Here is a 19,998-nt window from a genome sequence, read left to right on the forward strand (position 1 = left end):
CCACACAAACACACGGGGTCAACCTACTCCATACAATAGCGCGCATTTATCGCGAAGAAGAGTTTTCTTCGAACATCAAGTTCATACTGTAAGCCACTGCAACCGATATACTTTTAGAAACCGTATAGACGTTAATATTGCAGTTGCGCAGGCGACAAATCACTGCTGAGAAACAAATTATGCATCCCGTTTCAACAATGGCACATTTTGGCCATTTTTCAAATGGAATCAGCGGCGTGTGGCCACGTCCACCTGGCCGATGACAACACGGCGACGCGGTGTCGGGTCGTGCGTGTCCGCCCGAGCGCGCATTTCGCAAAAGCCAACGATGGCCCCCGCCATCAGCCATGTGTAGGGCGTCAGGATCGCGTTCAGCAGCATGTCGATCATCGTGATCGAGAGCAATACGGCAACGGGCGCGACATATGGCGGCATCGGCGCCGCGCCCCTTGCCCCCATCCCCCACCAAAGCAGAATCAGCGGGCCACCGATCAGACCCATCTGGGCGAGATATCCCGCCCAGCCGAATGTGCCGAAAACGATGATCCACTCGCCGTCGGGGATGGTCAGGATTTCCCCTGTTTCCGCGTCACGCACCAGATTCCGGCCCCATCCACCCCACCCGAAGAGCGGTTTTTCATCCGCCCGATCAAGAAGTTGCTCTTCATTATCAAAGCGGAATTCCAGCGATTGCGCACGCTCGGGGCTGAATGCTTCGGCCTGCGCAAGGATCGCCTCGGTCGGGATCCAGTCATTGTTGCGCAGCATCGGATAGATCATCGCGATCATGGCGAACACAAAGGCCAGCCGCACCTGCATTCGGGCCGATGCAAAAAGGATGATCGGCGTCAAAAGCGCCGCATAGAGCAACGATGCGATGCTCTTGCAGAAAACCAGCAAGATGAGCAGATACAGCGCCGCACCCAGATAGCGCAGCCGGTCCGTCCCGGACGCGCCGCGCGCCAGCGCGATCGCGGCCATGGCCGCGCTCATGACAAAGAACGCGAGCCACAGGGCGTGGGGCAGGAAAACGATGGGGCGAAAGCCGCCCTGGCGCATCATCTGCTGAAAATCATGCTGGAAGAAGCCATAGACCCAAGTGTTTATCTGCGGGCTCAGCCGGATCTCGATCAGCGCCGGAATGGAATAGATCAGCGCGCCAATGACCAATGCAAGCAAGAGCTCGCGCAGCCCCTGTTCACTGGCCAGCAGGCTGCGGCCCAGAAAGAACGGCAAGAGCACGATGATCTGAGCCACCATCATCGACAGAAGGTCGCGCAGGCCAAGGCCCTGCAAGGATGCGCCCGGCATGGTGAAGGGGATCACATCCCCATTGGTCAAGACCGTCGGCACCGCGCCCAGCACGAAGACCAGAACAAGGATACGCATCCCCCAGCCCTCGGGCCACAGCGGCACGCGCCGCCGCAGATAAAAGACCGCAAGCGCAAAGGCGCAGATACTGGGGATCGAGGTCTTGTTCATCTCGGGCACCAACGGCAGGTCGAAGCCCGTCGACGGCGGCAGCACCAGATAGCCCCCGAGGATGCACCAGATGATCGCCCGCTCCCCAGGCAGGCGGCGGCACAGCAGGACGCAGACCAGCGGCCAGATCATCAGCATCAGATAGGCAAGTGCGTTGGGCATGAGGCGTCCGGCAGGGTGGCGACGCGGGCGTCTTAGCACGCCCTGCACCTCTTGTCGCCTGCGACGACATTTGCAATGCGGCGCAGCAAAGGTATGAAGGCGCAGCCCCGGCAAAGGACCCTGGCCGATGTTCCTGATCACCGCCAATGGCCGCAAGGTCGCCATCAGCCACCCGCGCCGCGCCGCGCTGCTCGAAGGTGTGCACGACCATCTGCGGCGGCGGGCGGGGTTTCGAATGGCGACGGTCAACCTCGATCATATGGTCCAGATCGGGTCCGATGACAGCTTTGCTGCAGCCTATGCGCAGCATGACATCATCGTCGCGGATGGGCGGCCCATTCGCTGGCTCTCGCAACTGGCGGGCGATCCCGTTGAGCTGATGCCCGGCTCGGACATGATCGTTCCACTGGCCGAGGTCGCGCGCGATACGGGGCGCCCCATCGCCCTCATCGGCAGCACCGAGGCCGTGCTAGGTGGCGCCGAAGCGTATTTGCGCAAACGGGTGCCAGGACTTGAGGTGGCCTATTCCCATGCGCCCGCGATGGGGTTTGACCCAAGTGGCGCGCCCGCTGCCGAGGTCTTGGGTGCGCTGGAGGAGTCAGGCGCCGGCCTATGCTTTCTTGCGCTGGGCGCGCCCAAGCAGGAAAGGCTGGCCGCGCGCGGCGCCGCGCTCGCCCCATCGGTGGGCCTCGTGTCGATCGGGGCTGGCCTCGACTTTCTGGCCGGGCACCAACGGCGCGCGCCGCACCTGATGCGGGCGCTGGCGCTGGAATGGCTCTGGCGGGCGATGACCAATCCCGCGCGGCTCGTGCCGCGCTATGCGCGCTGCGCGGCTATCCTGCCGGGGCTGGCACTGCGCGCATGGAAAGCGCGCTAGCGGCTCATTTGTATTCGATCAGGGCGCCGCGCCGCCTGCGCAGCCGCGCCATGTAGTAACGCAGCGCGCCGCCCGCTTCGGCAAATTTGCCCAAGACGTTAAAAAAGGCCCAAGGCCAATCGCCACTGCGCAGCCCCAGCCGCATCACCTGAGCGGGATAGACCAGCGCCACGAGGGCAAGGGGCGGCCAGATCAGAGTGCCCATGAAGATGGCTACCGGCAGGACCAGCCCCCAGATCAGCGCGCGCCGCCTCTCGGTCACCCAATGCCGCGCCGGGGGTGACCCGTGGCGCGCGGCGCCTTCGGCAAAGGCATAGCCCGCGCGACGGGCCCGGCGCCACCATTGGCCAAGACGGTGCATATCCGCATCATGCTGCGTCATCTCGGCATCCAGCCGGTAAATGCCCCATCCCGCAGCGCGCAGACGCAAGCACAGATCCGGCTCTTCGCCCGCGATCAGCGTAGCGTCAAAGCCACCCTCCGCCGCCAGCGGCGCGCGCCGCATCAACGCATCGCCGCCACAGGCGCGGGCGGGACCAACGGGCGTATTCCACTCGATATCGCACAGGCGGTTGTAAACACTCGCCTCGGGGCGCAGCTCGCGGCGTCGTCCGCAAACCACCGCCAGCGCGGGATCTGACCGCATCTGCGCCAGCGCAGCATCAATCCAGCCGGGCGCGAGGATGCAATCCCCGTCGACGAACTGGACAAACTCGGCCGTGCATCGCGCCAGACCGGCGTTGCGCGCCCGCGCGGCGGTAAAGGGCTGCGCCGTGTCCAACTGCACCAGCTCTGCGCCCTCGCGCAGCGCCGCCTCGCGGCTGCCATCGGTGCTGCCGCTGTCGACATAGATCACGCGTGCCACCTGCCCCTCGAGCGCGGCAAGGCAGGCGATCAGTCGCGCCCCCTCATTTCGGCCTATCACGACCGCCTCGACGGGTGGGGTCATAGTGCTTCGTTCCCGAACAAGGCGGGCGCCATCTGATCCAGGAAAGCGCCCGAACGGGCGTAGTCGTGCAGAACGCCAAAGGCGTTGCGCGCGATGCGGCCGCGGGCGGGCGCATCCTGCAACAGCCAGTTCAGACGCTCCTCGAAATCGCTCAAATCCCACTTGACCGGCACATATGTCTCATCCGGGATAAAGATGTCGGGTGCGGTGTCCACATGGCTCATGTCCTGCTTGAGCAAGGCCGCTCCGCACATGATCGCCTCATAATCGCGCCAGCAGACCTCGCCGTAGCCAAACGGGCTGAAGCAGACCTTGGAGGCCCTCAACTCGCGCAGGAAACGGTCATGGCGGATGCCAAAGCCGGTGACAGTCTGCACACCGTCGAGGCGCGCGACCGCCTCATCGCTGGCCCGGCGCATGGCGCTGTACCAAGGCGATCCCTCCACCGCGATGCGTGCATGCAGGTCATGCGGGCGCGCGCCATCTGGCATCCGCCCCCGGTCGAAGGCAGGCAGCAGAAAATCACCCGTCAGAAAGGACGGACCTAGATAAAGTTTGGAAAGGAAATCGTTGGGAATATTGAATATCTGCTCCTCATGGTCCAGATCATATGCGCGTCCGTAGTAGTCCATGAGCGTCGTGTCGCCATAGGTCGGCTCGCCGTATTTGCCCCGATCGCGCAGCAGATGTTTGGACACATAGGCATCGACATGCGGTCCGACCCGCGCAGCAAGGCGCAGATCGGTTGGCGCGAACCAATCAAGATAGATCAGACGCGCATCCTGATTGTGCTGGCGGACCTGCGAGACAAGCGCGTTTAGCGCCTCCTCCGATATATCAAAATGTGTTTGCAAACAGATTGTTGTCGCGCTTTTTAAAAGTGATGGATCAAGAGGCGCATCGACTGGCACCTCACGAATATCCGCATCCAGACGCTCACGGAATGACGGCGCGTAGTAGTGAAAGCCAAACAGTTGGCTTTGCGGGATGGGATGATCGACGGCCAGGAGCAGGACGCGCCTGGATGCCGCCGGATCAAACGGGCGCTGAAAGTCGCCCCGCCGCTTGCGCCCGTGGCGCGCACGTGCAAGCCGAAGGCCGAGATACTCGATCATGTCGCACCTTTCGTGATCACATCCGAAATCAGGCGTCTTGGCCGCGCGTCGGTCAGCCGGTCGGTGATACTGATGAGCCGGCGGGCGCGCGCCGCATCCAGCCCATCGAGGCACAGCGTGTGCAGGCGCAGCGCCGTATCCGGCCCACGCCTCAGCCGCGGCGGCACGCGGAGGAACGCGCGCCGGTCGGCCATGGCGCGCGGTCCCATGGTGGCGGTGATCCGCAGCACATCGGCCACGCTGCGCAGCTTGTGGCGGGCGCCGCCGCGCGATGCCGTAGGCGCGGGAAATCCAGAGGCAAAGGGAATGTCGGCAAAGCGCGGATAGGCCCCCGCTATCACGTCGTCGTGCAAAAGCTGATCGCGCGTCACGCTATAGGGGAGCGACAGGCAGAAGGCGGCGAAATCGGGATCGAGATAGGGGCAAAAGACCGTTTCAGCGGGCGACAGAATGGCGCCCGGCACAAAATTGATCTCGCGCCGCGTGCGGTGATACATCCAGAACATCTGATACGGGTCCGGCGCATCCGCATATTTGGCAATCGTGGCCCCGAGGTAATCGTGCACCTCATCGTCCATACCGGGTGACAGGATCGGCCCCGCCCCGCGCTCCCACTCGGGCGTCGAGATGACGCGTGCGTGCCCCTCCGTCAGCCCTCGGGCGATGCCGGTAAAATCCCCCTTTTCGGCCAGGCGAAAGAACGCCTCGGCGTCATTGTCCGGATTGGTCAGGATATCGCCTGCAATGCCGTCAAAGGCGGCGCCCCCCTGCTCCAGCATGTAATCGTGCAGGGGCATCATCTGCGCATGCTCATCCGCGCAAAGGCTGGTCATCACCGTGCAGCGCAGCGCATCGGCAAGGCGCGGGCGCGCATAACCCAGGACGTCATGGGCGACCCCACCGCGCAGGGCCAGCGCCCGCGCGGCCAGCGCCTCGCCATTCATTGCCTTGCCGTTATGATGAAAGGTCACGCAAGCGCGCGGCTCGCGGCCCTGATGCAGCATCTCAAGCAGGATATGTCGCGAGTCGCGCCCCCCGCTGAGCGGCAGGGTCAGCGGGGCCTCCCACGCGGCCAGAATCCGGGCCATTGCCTGCCGAAATAGCGCGGTCATCCCCTCGACTGCAGCCGCACGCGTGATGTCCTGCGCCTTGGGGATGGGTGCGCCTCCGGTGATCTCGGCGCGGCCCGCGCGCCATGTCAGCTGGCCGTTTGGCGGCAAGGTGCGCACATGACGCAGGGGCGTGTCGTCGTTGATGAACACCCCGATCCGGTGAAAGACGGCGAGCGCGCGCGGATCCTGCGCCGCGTCCGCCCCCGCCGCGACCAGCGCCAGAAGGGAAGGCGAAACCGCCAGAGTGCTGCCCTTCTGGTAGACGAAAAGACTATGGAAGCCGTGCACATCCACCTCGGCGCGCAGCGCAGTGCCATCCCAGTGCCAACCGGCAAAGAGGCGGCCCACCTCTTGCGGCAGATCAGGTCCAGACCGCCACGACCACTGGCCGGTAGCAGTGGCGATGCCATCCTTCATCTCAAGCCACAAAAGCGGCGCGCCGTAGTCGGTCTTTGCCATCGAAGACAACTGGTTCAAGGAAGGTGCCCTCGCCGCTGGGTTTTCCCCATCATAAAAGCAGGCGCGCCGCTACGCCGCAATCCATTTGGGCAGATACCGCGCGCTTATCGCCCGATCACCAGATCCGCGCGCAGGCCACCCAGCCTCTGAGATGTGCCCAGACGCAAGCTGCCGCCATGCGCGCGCGCAATATCTGTGGCGATCGAGAGGCCAAGTCCTACGCCCGGCCCCTGATCCTGATTGCGCGACGCCTCGAGCCGGGAAAAGGGGCGCAGCGCCTCGTCGCGGCGCGCTTCGGGGATGCCGGGGCCATCGTCCTCGACAGTGATGCGCAGGGCCCGTTCGCTGAGCACCATCGACAGCTCGGCGCGGCTGCCATAGCGCACGGCATTGCCGATCAGGTTTTCGACCGCGCGCCGGATCGCGTCGGCGCGCAGGGGCACGGTGCCCGATCCGATGATCTCATGCAGGCTCGCGGGGATGTTGGCGCGCACGCAATCCTCGGCGATGCGCCGGACCAGCGCCGCAGGATCGACCGGCTCGGCCTCGCCCTCGGTGGTTCCGCGCGCAAAATCAAGGAAGGCATCCAGCAATCGCTCCATGTCGCGCACATCGCGCAGCATCGGGTCCTTTTCCTCGTCGTCCTCCAGCATTTCAAGGCTCAGCTTCAGCCGCGTCAGCGGCGTGCGCAGATCGTGGCTGACGCCTGACAGCATCAATGTGCGCTGCTCGATCTGGCGGTCGATCCGCGCGCGCATGTCCAGAAATGCGCTACCGGCGGCGCGCACCTCATTGGCCCCCGAAGGACGGTAGGGCACGGTGCGCCCCCGGCCAAATGCCTCGGCGGCGCGGGCAAGCCGCGTGATCGGGCGCAGCTGATTGCGCAGGTAAAGATAGGCGATCAACGTCATGAGAACGCTGAAGAATAGCATGTTCACAAAGAGCTGGTGCGGATTGGAAGCCGAGAACCGCCGCCTGTCCACCGTCATGCGCAGCGCGCCATCTGGCGTATCGAGATACAGCTGAACAATCTGCGAATCCTGTAGATCAACCGAAATAAGGCGCGGCAGCAGAACCTCGATCTCATCAAGCAGGATGATGCCGGTGACGTCGTACCATCGGCGCAGGTTCTGCGGCGGGATCTCGGCCTCGTCCACCGGCTGCACCACGATCGAGAGGGCTTGCGCAATTGGCTCAGGTTCGCTCGCATCCAGCAAGAGCCGCACCTCGCGGCTGACGGAGGTCGTCATCTGGCGCGTGACCCCCTCGAAAAGGCGCTGCGCGGACACGACGGAGACGACCACAAGCAACGAGATGACCGGCAAAAGCAGGATCAGGAAGGCGCGGCCATAAAGGCCGCGCGGCATGGTGCGCTTGAGCCATCGAAAGATCATGGCCGACGCTACGCCAGCGGCCCTGACCGCGCAAGGCACGGCAGGGCCAGATGGGGGCAAGCGGCTCTGGACGGGGCTGGGGTGCCTCGGCTAGCGTAGCGGCTCGCCTTCTTTCCCGACCGGAGCTGCCCTGCCCGTGCCAGACACCCCCGCGCCCGCCACATCCGTCTTTGATCCGGTTCCAGGCCAGCCCGAGCAGATTGGCCCGGACCTGCGCCGCATCCTCGCGCCCAATCCCGGCCCGATGACGCATCGGGGCACGAACACCTATCTGCTGGGAACGCGCGGGATTGCGGTGATTGATCCCGGCCCCCAAGATGCCGGGCATCACGATGCGATCCTTGATGCGCTTGGCCCGGATCAGCGCATCACGCATATCCTTGTCACCCACGCGCACCGCGATCACTCCCCCCTCGCCAAGGCCCTTGGCGCCCGGACTGGCGCGCCCGTTCTGGCCTACGGCGATTCGGCGGCCGGGCGCAGCGCACTGATGGAGGATCTGGCGACAGAGGGGCTGATCGGCGGCGGCGAAGGCGTGGATGCCGGTTTTTCCCCGGACATGACACTTGCCGATGGCGCAGAGGTGGAGGGTGACGGCTGGCAGATCCGCGCGCTCTGGACGCCGGGGCATTTCGGCAACCACATGTGTTTTGTCAGTGCGGACAGGATATTTACTGGCGATCTGGTGATGGGCTGGGCCAGCTCGCTCGTCTCGCCGCCTGACGGGGATGCGGCGCAGTTCGTGGCCTCCTGCCAACGGCTTAAGGCGCTTGGCGCGTCGATCCTGCACCCCGGCCACGGCGCGCCGGTGACCGATCCGGCCGCACGGCTGGATTGGCTGATCGCGAACCGCGCCGCGCGCGAGGCCGCGATCATTGCAGAACTGTCAAAGGGTGCGGCAAGCGCTGCAACGCTGGCGGCGGCCATCTATGACGGCACACCCGCCAAGCTGATCCCGGCCGCCACGCGCAATGTTCTGGCGCATCTGATTGATCTCAGCGCGCGCGGCATAGCAGCGCCGCAGGGGCCGATACGGGCGGATGCGGTATTCGCTTTGAGCGAGGCCCCGGATGAACCGGGGCCCATGCCCGCTCAGCGGTAGAGCAGAACGGGGATCTTGGCCGTCTGGATCATCGCCGTGGTTGTCGAGCCGATGATGAGGCTCCGGATCCGGCTGTGGCCGTAAGCCCCCATGACGAGCAGATCAAAACCCTCTTCGGAGACCAATTTACCCAAGACCTCTTCGGGCTCGCCTGATGCGGTGCGGGGCGATGCGGTCAGATTTGCGGCGTGCAGCTTGGACACGGCCTCAGCGGCGGTTGCCTCGGCGCGGGTCTCGTCATTGCCAATGCACAACACACGGATATCGAGGCCGGTAAAGACCGGGCTGATTGCCATCTGATCGATTGCGGTCTTGGCGCTTGCGCTGCCGTCATAGGCAACAAGCACCTTTTCAATCGGCTTGAAGGCGCGAGAGGCGACAAAGACCGGCACCTTGGAGGTGCGCACGATCCGCTCAAGGTTGGAGCCAAGATGCCCCGTCGCATAGTCCGAGCCTTCGCCCCGTTTGCCGATGGTGATGGCGCGCACGTTGTCCTCCACATCTCGCACGGCATCCAGAATATCGCCCTTGCGCAGGCGCAGATTGACCTCGCGCACGCCGTCCTCTTCGAGGATCTTCTGGGCATCCTCGAGGATCGCATGACCCCGCGTCTGGGCCAGTTTGGAGCGCTGCGCGTCCAGCCTCGACAGCTCTTCGAGCAGGGCCGAGCGTGCGCCGAGGCCGAGCGTGCCCGACAGGTCCGTGGATTCCGCCCCCTCCCGGCGACCCAGGACATGCATGGCCTCGACCCCGACGTCTATCTTGCGCGCGATCCAGGCAGTGTGATGACAAACGCTTTTGGAGTATTCGGATCCATCCAGCAGTGCGAGTATCTTGTCCATTCGTTTCCCCCCTTAATGGCCCATCAGTTTGTCCATCGCGCCAGGCTTGTCATGAATGGCAAGCTTGTCGACGATGGTTTCGGACGCCTTGTTCATGCCGATGACCTCGACCTCCGCACCATCGCGGCGGAACTTGAGGATCGCCATATCCAGCGCCTGAACGGAGCTGATGTCCCAGATATGCGCCTGGGTGACGTCGATCACAACCCGGTCAAGGGCCTCGCGGAAATCAAAAGCATCCGCGAAATCCTCGGCCGAACCGTAGAACAGCTGCCCTTCAAGGACGTAGGTCCGGGTGCGGCCGTCCTTTGATAGCGTGGAAGAGATCCGGAAGAGCTGCGCAATCTTGGCGGCAAAGAAGATACCCGAGAGCAGCACGCCCACCAGCACGCCGATGGCGAGGTTGTGGGTGTAGACGACCGTGGCGACCGTCGCCAGCATGACGACGGTAGAGGATCTGGGATGTGTCCACATGGCCTTGATCGACGACCAAGAGAATGTGCCGATCGAGACCATGATCATGATGGAGACCAACGCCGCCATGGGTATTAACGCAACCAGATCGCCCAGCCCGACAACGAGGATCAGCAGCACGACCCCCGCAGTGAAGGACGACAGACGCCCCCGACCGCCGGATTTCACGTTGATGATCGACTGGCCGATCATCGCGCACCCCGCCATGCCCCCGATAAAGCCGGTGGCGGTGTTGGCGATGCCTTGTCCGACGCATTCCTGATCGCGGCTGGATTTCGTGTCGGTCAGATCATCGACGATGTTCTGCGTCATCAGGCTTTCCAGCAGACCCACGACCGCCACGGCGGCAGCATAGGGCAGGATGATCATGAAGGTTTCGAATGTCAGCGGGATTTGCGGGATCAAGAACACCGGAAGCGTATCGGGCATGGCGCCCATGTCGCCCACCGTGCGCACGTTGTCCCAGCCCATGACGACCACCAGGATCGTCAGCACGATGATCGTGACCAGCGGTGACGGTATGATAGTGGTCACACGCGGCAAGAGGTAGATGATGGCAAGGCCCAGTGCGACAAGGGCGTAGGTCAGCCAAGTCACGCCGGGATTGCCCAGGTTCAACTCTGGCAACTGCGCCATGAAAATCAGGATGGCCAGCGCGTTCAGGAAGCCCGTCATCACCGATTTCGAGACATAGCGCATGAAGCGGCCCAGTTTCAGGAAACCCGCCGCGATCTGCAACAGTCCGGCCAGCACGGTGGCGGCCAGCAGGTAATCAAGGCCGTGTTCGCGCACCAATGTGATCATCAGCACCGCCGTCGCGGCGGTAGCGGCCGAAATCATGCCCGGCCGCCCACCGACGATGGAGGTCAAAACCGCGATCGAGAAGGAAGCGTAGAGACCGACCTTGGGATCGACCCCGGCGATGATCGAAAAGGCGATGGCCTCGGGAATCAGCGCCAGTGCGACGACAATTCCCGCCAACACGTCGCCGCGGATGTTGCCAAACCATTGTTGGCGGTAGTCGTGAAGTGATATCATGTGAAAGGTCCAATACTCTGCGTCGGAAAGCCTGTAATGAGACGTCCCGGCGATGCATTCTGAGCAAGTAACTAGAGTTATCCGGCGGATCAGCGGCCGGAAGAGCCACCCGGTGTTTCGCCGGGTCCAAACGTTATTGTGGCCGCATAGACGCGATTCTATCGCGAATCTCAAGGGTCAATGGGGCATTCGAGGCTTTAGCGCGCGCTGCTGGCCGCAGGGCAACAAAGCGGCGCGCGGCATCCGCCAGAGGGCCGGATCATCGCGCGCAGCCCATTGCAAGGTTGAGAGCGGCGGCCCGCCCTCCATATAACACGGCAAGACCCAACATCATGACGAAAGGATATCCCGCATGACCGACGGCCCAGAGCTTCGCAAGATCCAGACGCAAGGCGTTCATCATATCACCCTTACAGGCGCCAACCGTCAGACCTCGATCGATTTCTGGGAGGGGGTGCTGGGAATGCCGTTCATCTTCGACCAGCCCAATCTGGACGACCCGAACGAAGGGCATCTCTACTTCGACCCCGGTGACGGGCGGCTCATCACCATCTTCACCAATGAGGGGCGCCGGCCGGATGCAAGTCCCGTTCCCGAGGCGGTGGGATCGCTGCATCATCTCGCGCTCAATGTCAGTCAGGCGACATTCTGGCAGGTGGCGGAGCGGCTGGATGCGCGGGGCGTCGCGCATTCTGGGCCCGTTGACCGCGGTTTCATGGATTCGATCTACTTCCGCGATCCGCTGGGCCTGCGGATGGAACTGGCCAGCTACCGCTTTGAGCCGCCAGAGGGCAGCCGCCATGCAGAGGTGATGATCGAGGCGCATCGCATCCGCGTCGCGCGCGGCGATCATCATATCGACAAGGCACATCTGGCCGATGCGATCGAATTGATCGTCGCGCGCGGCCAGCAGTCGTTGTCCGATGAGCGCGGCGCGCGAAACCCCTACGCGCCCCGGCGCCGCTGAGTGCCGCGCCAAAAAAAACCTGCGCCCCGAAGGGCGCAGGTCATTACCGTCACCTCGGCAGAGCGCCGATCACTCGGCAGGCGCCGCCTTGATCCGGTGCCCCTCGAGAGGGTCGTCATAGCCATATTCGCTCATATCCGCGATGGAGCGGTCGTTCTCTTGCCAGTCACGGATTTCATCGTCGCTGGCGTAGGGCGAAAAGAGGCCCGTCCAGGCATAGAAGATGCCGATGATCGGCGTCAGCCAGCAGGCGAAGGCCAACGGGATGTAGAGCAGGTTCTCGAAGTTGCCGTCGATCACGCCCAAACCAAGCGCCGAGATGACGAAGGCACCGCCCGCGTTCCAAGGGATGAGCGGCGACATCAGCGTGCCACCCTCCTCGGTCGCCCGGCTGAGGTTCAGCGTCGACCGGCCCATGCCGCGATACACCGGCGCATACATGCGGCCCGGTAGCGCGATGGAGAGGTACGGATCCCCTGCGACAAGGTTGGTGGCGGTCGACGTGGCAATCGCCGCCGTCTGGACACCCGCGAAGGAATGCACCTTGGACAGGATCTTGGCGATGATCGCCTGAAGGCAGCCCGTCCGCTCGAGCGCGCCGCCAAAGCCGAGGGCGATCAGGATCAGCGAGATGGTCCACATCATCGACTGGATGCCGCCCCGATTCAGCAGGCTGTCGATCTCGGTTATTCCTGTGTCTATGGAATAACCGCTATTGGCATAGCCGAAGACGTCTTGAAGCGTGGAGCCTTGTGCGATTATTGCGGTGAGCGCACCGGCCACGACACCTGCAAAAAGCGACGGAATTGGGGGCTTTTTCATGATGGCCAGACCGATGACCAGCAGCGCAGGCACCAAAAGCCAGGGCGAGATGGCGAAATACTCGTTCAGCGCCACAGTAATGCTTTCAATCCGCTCGAACGAAGTGCCGCCCTCCCCGATCAGGGCGTAGCCGGCCCAGATGTAGATACCGAGCGCGACAAGCATCGCAGGCACTGTCGTCGGCATCATGTTTCGGATGTGATCAAAGAGGTTCACGCCGGTCACGGCAGGCGCCAGGTTCGTCGTATCCGACAGCGGCGAAATCTTGTCGCCAAAGAAAGCACCCGAAACGACGGCGCCCGCAGTCCAATACATCGGAATGTCAAACCCCGCGCCAATGCCCATCAGAGCAAGGCCAATCGTGCCGACCGTGCCCCAAGACGTACCCAGTGAGACAGAGACGACCGCGCACATGATCATCGAGGCCGCGAGGAAAATCTGCGGCGACAGGACGAGCAGCCCGTAATAGATCAGCGTGGGCACGGTGCCCGACGCGATCCAGACACCGATGATCATCCCGACCACGATCAGGACCGACACCGAAGGCAGCGAGACGTTGATGACGCGAAAGACGCCGTCTTCCATGTTGCCCCAGTCGTGCCCCAGATAGAGACCGACCAGCCCGGTGATGGCCAAGCCGATGGCCAGCGGGATATGCGGGGTGAAATCGCCGAAATAGAACAGCTGGACCCCAAGGACCAGCAGTGTCAGCACGACAGGAACAAGCGCGAGGCCGAAGGACGGCTTGCGGGGGTTGATGTCATCCGATGACATGGGTTTCTCCTCTGTTGGGACCTCGTCCCGGCCTGTCGGCAGGGACAAGGATACGCCTTATGCGTCGGGCCTAATTGCCCGGCGTCATCGCTTCAGGTCGTTCAATTGTGATGCAAGATCACGACGTGGTGGCCAGCAGGCTGGCATTGCCGCCCGCAGCCGTGGTGTCGACACACAAATGGCGCTCGAGGATATAGCGATCGGGCGCGATGGTCTCGGTCACGAGCGGCAGGATCGCGCCCTCGCGCTCGGACAGTGCCACGCGAAGCTCGCGCGTCCAATCGGATGCGCCCGAAGCAGCCACGACAGAGAACCCTTCGAGCTCCTTGAGGAACTCAGGCTCCAGCGTGCCATCGAGCGCCGCGATGGGCGCACCGGCCGCCATGAGGGCGCCCGCCATGGACGAGGCCGCACCCGGCACGACGACCACCGCGCCGCACCCGGCACCAAGGGCTTGCAACGCCTGAGCCACCGCAACCTCAGGCGTCGGCCCAAGGCAAAGGACGGTGCCGCGCGGGAACATGCGCAGACGGTTGCTCTCACCCGTGGGGCCAGGCAGCGTCTGGGGTGTTGTGTCGAAGGCCGCCGTCTCGGCCAGCGCCTTGCGCACGATGCCGGTCCGGCCCGTCAGGGCAGCGCGCAGAATCGATACGCGGTCAGGACGTGCGCCCCAGTTGCGCGCGTCGATACGCGCCAGCGCGGCCTCGACCGCCTCGCGTTCGACAGGCTCGCCAAAGGGAACGGTTGGCGCGTCAGGCTTGCGCGTGCGGCGGAACCGCGCCAGGTAGTGCGGTCCACCCGCCTTGGGCCCGGTGCCCGAAAGCCCCTCGCCACCAAACGGCTGACTGCCGACGATGGCGCCGATCTGGTTGCGATTGACGTAGGTGTTGCCGACCTTGATGCGCTCGACGATCTGTTCCACGCGGTCGTCGATGCGGGTGTGCAGACCGAAAGTCAGGCCATAGCCGCGATCGTTGATCTCATCGACGACCTTGTCGATGTTGCGCGCCTTGAAGGTCGCCACATGCAGCACCGGGCCGAAGATCTCGCGCTCCATGTCGGCAATGCCGCTGACCTTGACCACGGCGGGCGTCACATAGGTGCCACCCTCGGGCGCGTCGAGCTTCTTGAGCAGGGTGCCCGCCTTTTCGTGCTGGGCTACATATTCCATGATGCCCTGCTGCGCCTCGGCGTCGATCACCGGCGATACATCGACATCCGTCGACCACGGATCACCGATCACCAGTGCATCCATCGCGCCATAAAGCATCTCGGTCAGCCGCTCCTTGGCTTCCTCCTGCACATAGAGCATGCGCAGCGCCGAGCAGCGCTGGCCTGCGGACTGGAAGGACGAAATCAGGATGTCGCGCACCGCCTGTTCGGTTAGAGCGGTCGAATCCACGATCATCGCATTCAAACCGCCTGTCTCGGCGATCAGCACCGCATCGGCGCCGGCATTCTTCGCCAGCGTCTTGTGGATGATCTGCGCCACCTCGGTCGAGCCGGTAAAGCACACGCCCGCGATACGCTTGTCGCTGGTCAGCGGGCCGCCCACGGTCGGGCCGTCCCCCGGCAAAAGCTGAAGCGCCGCCTCGGGCAGCCCCGCCTCGCGCATCAACTCGACCGCGCGCGCGGCGATCATCGGCGTCTGCTCGGCCGGTTTGGCCAGCACGGCATTGCCTGCCGCCAGCGCCGCCGCGACCTGACCCGAGAAGATGGCCAGCGGGAAGTTCCAAGGGCTGATGCAAACAAAGATGCCGCGCGGCGTGCCCGGATCCTCCTCGTCCAGACGCTCGGCCTCATTGGCGTAATAGCGCAGGAAATCGACCGCTTCGCGCACTTCGGCAATCCCGTCCAGCAGGGTCTTGCCTGCCTCGCGGGTCGTAATCGCGCACATTTCGGCGGTGTGGTCTTCGTAAAGGTCGGCGGCCTTGCGCAAGATTTCCGCCCGCTCCGATACGGACATGGCGGACCACTCCTCGAAGCCCGCCTCGGCGGCGCTCAGAGCGGTTTCAACCTCTTCGGGCGTCGCGTCATGCACAGTGCCGACCACACGGCTGCTGTCTGCGGGCGAGATGGCGTCGCGCGCCGGCCCCTTGGGCTTGGCTCCGCCGACGATCATCGGGCCGCCGGTCCACTTCTTGTCGGCAAATTCCTCACGCTTGGCCAGAAGCGGCAGGACCGACGCAGGCTCGTTGACGCGGAACCCCTTGGAGTTGCGCCGCTGCGGCGAAAAGAGGTCATGCGGCTGCGCGATGGTAGGGTTGGCCACCTGCTCGCCCAAGTGCTTGACCTCATCGACCGGGTCGCGCGAGATCGCAACTGAAGGGATCGAGGTATCGACGATCTGGTTCACAAAAGACGAGTTCGCGCCATTCTCGAGCAGGCGGCGGACCAGATACGCCAGCAGATCGCGGTGCGCACCCACAGGCGCATAGATGCGGCAGCGCGTGCCCTCGGCCGTCTTGACGATCTCATGCAGGGACTCGCCCATGCCATGCAGGCGCTGAAACTCGAAGCTGTCCTTGTCATTGCCAGCCATTTCAACGACCGCCGCGCAGGTGTGCGCATTATGCGTCGCGAACTGCGGATAGATCCGGTCGCGCCGGTCCATCAGCATCTGCGCACAGGCCATGAAGCTGAGATCGGTGTTGATCTTGCGGGTAAAGACGGGGAAACGCTCGACGCCCAGTTCCTGCGCGATCTTGATTTCGGTGTCCCAATAGGCGCCCTTGACGAGACGCACCATGATCTTGCGATCCAGACGCTCGGCCATGTCGTAGAGCGCCTCGATCACCGGCGCGGCGCGGCGCCCATAGGCCTGCACCACAACGCCAAAGCCGTCCCAGCCTTCCAACGCGGGGTCCGACAGCATGGCGTCGATCACGTCCAGAGACAGATCCAGCCTGTCCTGCTCCTCGGCGTCGATGTTGAAGCCGATGTTCGCCTTGGCCGCCTGCTTGGCCAACTCCAGCGCGCGAGGGACCAGCTCTTTCATCACAGTCGATTTATGGGTGTATTCATAGCGCGGATGCAGCGCCGACAGCTTGACCGAGATGCCGGGGGACGAACGCACGTCCCCCTTGGCCTGCTGTGCGATTGCCGTGATCGCGTCGGCATAGGCCTTTTGATAGCGCTTGGCATCGTCGTCGGTGCGCGCGGCCTCGCCCAACATGTCGTAGGAATAGGTATAGCCCTCTTCCTCATGACTGCGGGCGTTCTTCATGGCGTCCTTGATGTTCTGGCCAAGGACGAATTGGCGCCCAAGAATACGCATGGATTGCCCGACCGCCGTGCGAACGATCGGCTCGCCCAGACGCTTGACGAGGCCGCGCAGAACGCGGGTCGGCCCCTTGGGATCATCGTCCAGAACGCGGCCCGTCAGCATCAGCGCCCAAGTTGAGGCATTGACCATCGACGACGATGAGTGTCCTAGGTGCGCGCCCCAGTTCGATGGCGCAATCTTGTCCTCGATCAGATCGTCGATCGTTTCGGCGTCCGGCACGCGCAAGAGCGCCTCGGCAAGGCACATGAGACCGACGCCCTCCTCGGTCGAGAGGCCATATTCTGCCAAAAACGCCTCCATCATGGAGGGCGATGTTTCCTTGCGAACCCGGTCCACATATTGGGCGCCGCTTGCGGCAACCTTCTTCCGGTCATCGTCTGAAAGCTTGATCTGCTGCATCAACATCTCGACGACGTCGGCCTCGTCAGCAACATATCTTTCACGAATGCGCGCACGGAATTTGTCGTCGATAGTGGTCGATGGGCTCGCTTGATCTTCCATGCGGTGTATCTCCGATCATTACTTTAACCTTTAAGGCTATAAGTAGAACATAATGTGGTCAAGCAAGCTTGCCAGCGCTGTACAAGGCACTTGAAGCATCGGCTTTGATGTTGATGCCGGTGCTTTTCCAGCCCGCGCAAACGCGTGGTTCGGCTGCCACATGACGGGCAGCAGAGCCAGGTAGCGCCCCCCTGCCCCGATGCGGCAGCACGGACTGCGAAAGCAGATAAATGCCGACCCGCCGACGTGAAAAAGCATGTTTCCGCTCAGGTATTTGCGGCCCTCTGATAGCTGGCATATGTCGATGTCAACCGAGCGTGAAATGCCCGGTCAATTACGAGCAAAAGACGGAGACCGAACATGAAACTTTCAAAAAACCTCAGTGCAATGGCTCTCATCGGCCTGATGGCAGGCGCAGCACCAGTGGCTGTGGTCGCACAAGACCAGCAGAATTCATCGGCAGAAGCCGAGGTCTCGAGCAGCGAAATCGATGCCTTCGTCGTTGCCTTCAATGACGTGCAGAAAATCGATCAGGAATACGGCGCGCAGATCGAGCAGACGACAGATGAGGACAAGCTCCTCCAGTTGCAGGAAGAAGCCCAGATCAAGAAGACCGAAGTCGTCGATCAGACGCCCGGGATTAACGTCGACCGCTATGTCGAGATCATCACCCTCGCACAGACCGATCAGGAAGTGGCGGCACAGATCGTGGAAAAGCTGGAGCAGTAAGCCCGCCAGACTTTCGCCCACCATCAAAGAGAAGCCCATCGTGCAGACTGCGCGATGGGCTTTTTTAATTTTACAAGAATGCTCGCGCGCCTTTACGGCAGTGGGCCCTAAGAATGCCCACATGTCTGAGACGTCACTATGCTGAGTTATGGCAGCGTGACGTCAAATTCGATTGTCGAGCGTCCATTGTCTGAGGTCGGCAAGATGGCGATCTTGGCGTTGATAATCGCGTCGCTGGAAAATTCAATCGTCTCGTCCAGTACGTCATCCTGTCCTTGATTGATGGTATACCCGGCCTCTCTCAGTGCATCCTCCCACTCTTCAAGCAATTCGAGCGCGTCACGCTCGGTGCTCATCGAGAACATCCGGATGGTCGATCCTATCGCCCGATCCATCAGCACCTCACGGTCTTCCGGCAATTCAATCTCTTCCGGCAGCCAGTCCGGCTGATCCTCTTCTGCCTGCAAGCCTGTCGCCAGCGACAAGCTGAGCGCCGATGTCAGCATCGCGCCGCGCAAAACATTGGTCATACGTCCCCCGACAGGGGCCGCCGCGATGCTGCCAAGAGCGCTCCGTAAAAGCGCGAAGGCAGCCATTGAATTATTGAGATATATTTTCATAACCGGAAGATAGGTCGCATGCTGGGGGTTGGCAATCACGTTTCCCGGGGGTGCGGCTGGCATCCGCTCAATACCGGATCCTGCGCCTGCGCTTTGGCCGTCATCTCGAGCCGTCTCGATGCCCAAATCCACCCTGACCGCACAGGCGAGACCCAAGGGGCGATCAAAGGGTTAGGAAAGCGGCTAGCACAACGGATATTCCCGACCGCGATCCAGGAGTTTCGGTGCGTAAACCCGTCCCAGCCTTATCGATGCTAAATGCTAGCGTTAGCGCCATTGGGGAGTTGAAATCCTGATCGCCAAGCAGGACTACAGCAGCACCAGGTCTCCGAGCAGCGCGCCGAGAGGATGTCGCGGGTCTGCCAACGCAAGCACGATGGTCAGGTGGTTGAGGTCGGCTTCTGTGCGGCAATCGACATCCTGTCCTTGGTCGCGCAAAGCACTTGAGAAGCGTGTCGCCTGGTCGTGGAACGGCAGCGTTTCATTCTCGCCACGCGTTACAATCCGGGGGCCGCACGGTAGCTGGGTCGAGGAAAGAGGCGTCCAGCTGGCACTTTCTTCGGGTGTCATCTCCGCTTCATCTTTGAGGAAGCTGTCTGGAATGCCGGATAAATCGTAGATGCCACTCACCAGCAGCATTCCCTTTATCGGCGGGACGTCGGGAGGCCCATCGTCCGCCGGCGAGCGGGCCGCCAGAAATGATGCAAGGTGCGCCCCCGCCGAATGGCCGCTGACGCTGAAGCGATCTGGGTCTGCTCCGAATTCGGTTGCTCTGCTTGTCACGGCGCGGGCTGCCCGGCGTATCTGCCCGACGATTTCGCCAAGTCGTGTGCCGGGCATCAGGTCGTACCCGACGATTGCCGCGATCCCGCCCGCTGCAATGACCGGACCGGCTACGAGCGTATTCTGGTCCTTCGACCCGGCACGCCAGTAGCCGCCATGCACGAACATGTTGATCGGCGCACCGGCCACAGGTCGCGGCGGCAGCACGATGTCGAAGCATTGCCGCGGCGTGTCGCCGTAGGGAATGTCGCGGAGCATATCGCTCCTTGCTGCAAGCTCGCGGCTGCGCGCTGCGGTCTCTTCCATGATTTCGTCGAAATCCGGAACGAAATCCCGGTTCCGGTACAGATCCTTATCAGCCATACCCAGCACCTCCTTAAAATTCCGCAGCGAGGATGCCGTGAACTCCACCCTCCCAAGCCCACTTTGTGTCACGCCACCGAAAGGGGCGGCAATGTGCAAAATGATCCCGTGATTGATGCCGATCATCTCCGCTTCTATTCTGCGACC

General features: G+C 62.8%; 15 protein-coding genes and 1 other annotated feature. Of the genes, 4 read left to right on the plus strand and 11 right to left on the minus strand.

Translation table 11 applies throughout. The features are described 5' to 3' along the window. Positions 1-228: 228 nt before the first annotated feature. Positions 229-1,644, minus strand: coding sequence for a hypothetical protein (locus tag V8352_RS11005; RefSeq protein WP_336424343.1), 1,416 nt, complete (start codon positions 1,642-1,644; stop codon positions 229-231). A gap of 127 nt (positions 1,645-1,771) precedes the next feature. On the opposite strand from V8352_RS11005, the gene V8352_RS11010 reads away from it, so the two are divergent. Next, positions 1,772-2,521 carry a WecB/TagA/CpsF family glycosyltransferase gene (locus tag V8352_RS11010; protein WP_336424344.1) on the plus strand — a complete coding sequence of 250 codons (750 nt, stop codon included), beginning with the start codon at positions 1,772-1,774 and terminating at the stop codon, positions 2,519-2,521. 4 nt (positions 2,522-2,525) lie between these two features. Here the strand turns inward: V8352_RS11010 and V8352_RS11015 are convergent, their stop codons facing one another. The 4 genes from V8352_RS11015 to V8352_RS11030 all read right to left on the minus strand — a co-directional run bounded on the left by V8352_RS11015 (position 2,526) and on the right by V8352_RS11030 (position 7,550). Then, on the minus strand, positions 2,526-3,470 hold the full coding sequence (locus V8352_RS11015; protein ID WP_336424345.1) for a glycosyltransferase family 2 protein: 945 nt from the start codon (positions 3,468-3,470) through the stop codon (positions 2,526-2,528). Further along, complete coding sequence (locus V8352_RS11020; RefSeq protein WP_336424346.1) at positions 3,467-4,585, minus strand: glycosyltransferase; 1,119 nt, start codon at positions 4,583-4,585, stop codon at positions 3,467-3,469. Before V8352_RS11020 ends, V8352_RS11015 begins: the two co-directional genes overlap by 4 nt. After that, positions 4,582-6,156 carry a hypothetical protein gene (locus V8352_RS11025; RefSeq protein ID WP_336424347.1) on the minus strand — a complete coding sequence of 525 codons (1,575 nt, stop codon included), beginning with the start codon at positions 6,154-6,156 and terminating at the stop codon, positions 4,582-4,584. The genes V8352_RS11020 and V8352_RS11025 overlap by 4 nt, the downstream gene beginning before the upstream one ends. 104 nt (positions 6,157-6,260) lie before the next feature. Beyond that, the gene (locus V8352_RS11030; RefSeq protein WP_336424348.1) at positions 6,261-7,550 is read right to left on the minus strand and encodes an ATP-binding protein; all 1,290 of its coding nucleotides are present in this window, start codon (positions 7,548-7,550) and stop codon (positions 6,261-6,263) included. Between the two features lie 136 nt (positions 7,551-7,686). Here V8352_RS11030 and V8352_RS11035 point away from each other — a divergent pair, with 136 nt between their 5' ends. After that, positions 7,687-8,652 (plus strand): MBL fold metallo-hydrolase, encoded by a 966-nt coding sequence (locus tag V8352_RS11035; protein WP_336424349.1) that lies wholly within the window; start codon positions 7,687-7,689, stop codon positions 8,650-8,652. Here the strand turns inward: V8352_RS11035 and V8352_RS11040 are convergent. Then, positions 8,643-9,494, minus strand: a complete 852-nt coding sequence (locus V8352_RS11040; RefSeq protein ID WP_336424350.1) for a universal stress protein — start codon at positions 9,492-9,494, stop codon at positions 8,643-8,645. The genes V8352_RS11035 and V8352_RS11040 overlap by 10 nt on opposite strands. A gap of 12 nt (positions 9,495-9,506) precedes the next feature. Beyond that, entirely contained in the window at positions 9,507-11,006 is a 1,500-nt protein-coding gene (locus V8352_RS11045) for a SulP family inorganic anion transporter (protein WP_336424351.1), read from the minus strand. Positions 11,007-11,081: 75 nt separating this feature from the next. Continuing rightward, positions 11,082-11,137, minus strand: a sequence feature (sul1 is cis-regulatory element that is thought to sense ions involved in sulfur or methionine metabolism; They are found in Alphaproteobacteria). Positions 11,138-11,358: 221 nt separating this feature from the next. Between V8352_RS11045 and V8352_RS11050 the strand changes: the two genes are divergently transcribed. Then, positions 11,359-11,973 (plus strand): VOC family protein, encoded by a 615-nt coding sequence (locus V8352_RS11050; RefSeq protein ID WP_336424352.1) that lies wholly within the window; start codon positions 11,359-11,361, stop codon positions 11,971-11,973. A 69-nt stretch (positions 11,974-12,042) separates the two neighbouring features. Here V8352_RS11050 and nhaC read toward each other — a convergent pair whose 3' ends face one another. Beyond that, entirely contained in the window at positions 12,043-13,569 is a 1,527-nt protein-coding gene (gene nhaC, locus V8352_RS11055) for a Na+/H+ antiporter NhaC (RefSeq protein ID WP_336424353.1), read from the minus strand. A 118-nt stretch (positions 13,570-13,687) separates the two neighbouring features. Beyond that, positions 13,688-17,356 (minus strand): bifunctional proline dehydrogenase/L-glutamate gamma-semialdehyde dehydrogenase PutA, encoded by a 3,669-nt coding sequence (putA, locus tag V8352_RS11060; RefSeq protein WP_336424354.1) that lies wholly within the window; start codon positions 17,354-17,356, stop codon positions 13,688-13,690. Positions 17,357-17,716: 360 nt separating this feature from the next. On the opposite strand from putA, the gene V8352_RS11065 reads away from it, so the two are divergent. Further along, positions 17,717-18,085 (plus strand): DUF4168 domain-containing protein, encoded by a 369-nt coding sequence (locus tag V8352_RS11065; RefSeq protein ID WP_336424355.1) that lies wholly within the window; start codon positions 17,717-17,719, stop codon positions 18,083-18,085. Positions 18,086-18,231: 146 nt separating this feature from the next. On the opposite strand, the gene V8352_RS11070 is transcribed toward V8352_RS11065, so the two are convergent. Then, entirely contained in the window at positions 18,232-18,705 is a 474-nt protein-coding gene (locus V8352_RS11070) for a hypothetical protein (protein WP_336424356.1), read from the minus strand. Positions 18,706-19,014: 309 nt separating this feature from the next. Beyond that, positions 19,015-19,977, minus strand: a complete 963-nt coding sequence (locus V8352_RS11075) for an alpha/beta hydrolase (protein WP_336424357.1) — start codon at positions 19,975-19,977, stop codon at positions 19,015-19,017. Positions 19,978-19,998: the final 21 nt, after the last annotated feature.

The sequence above is a fragment of the Roseovarius sp. D0-M9 genome, assembly GCF_037083805.1.
Taxonomy (GTDB): domain Bacteria; phylum Pseudomonadota; class Alphaproteobacteria; order Rhodobacterales; family Rhodobacteraceae; genus Roseovarius.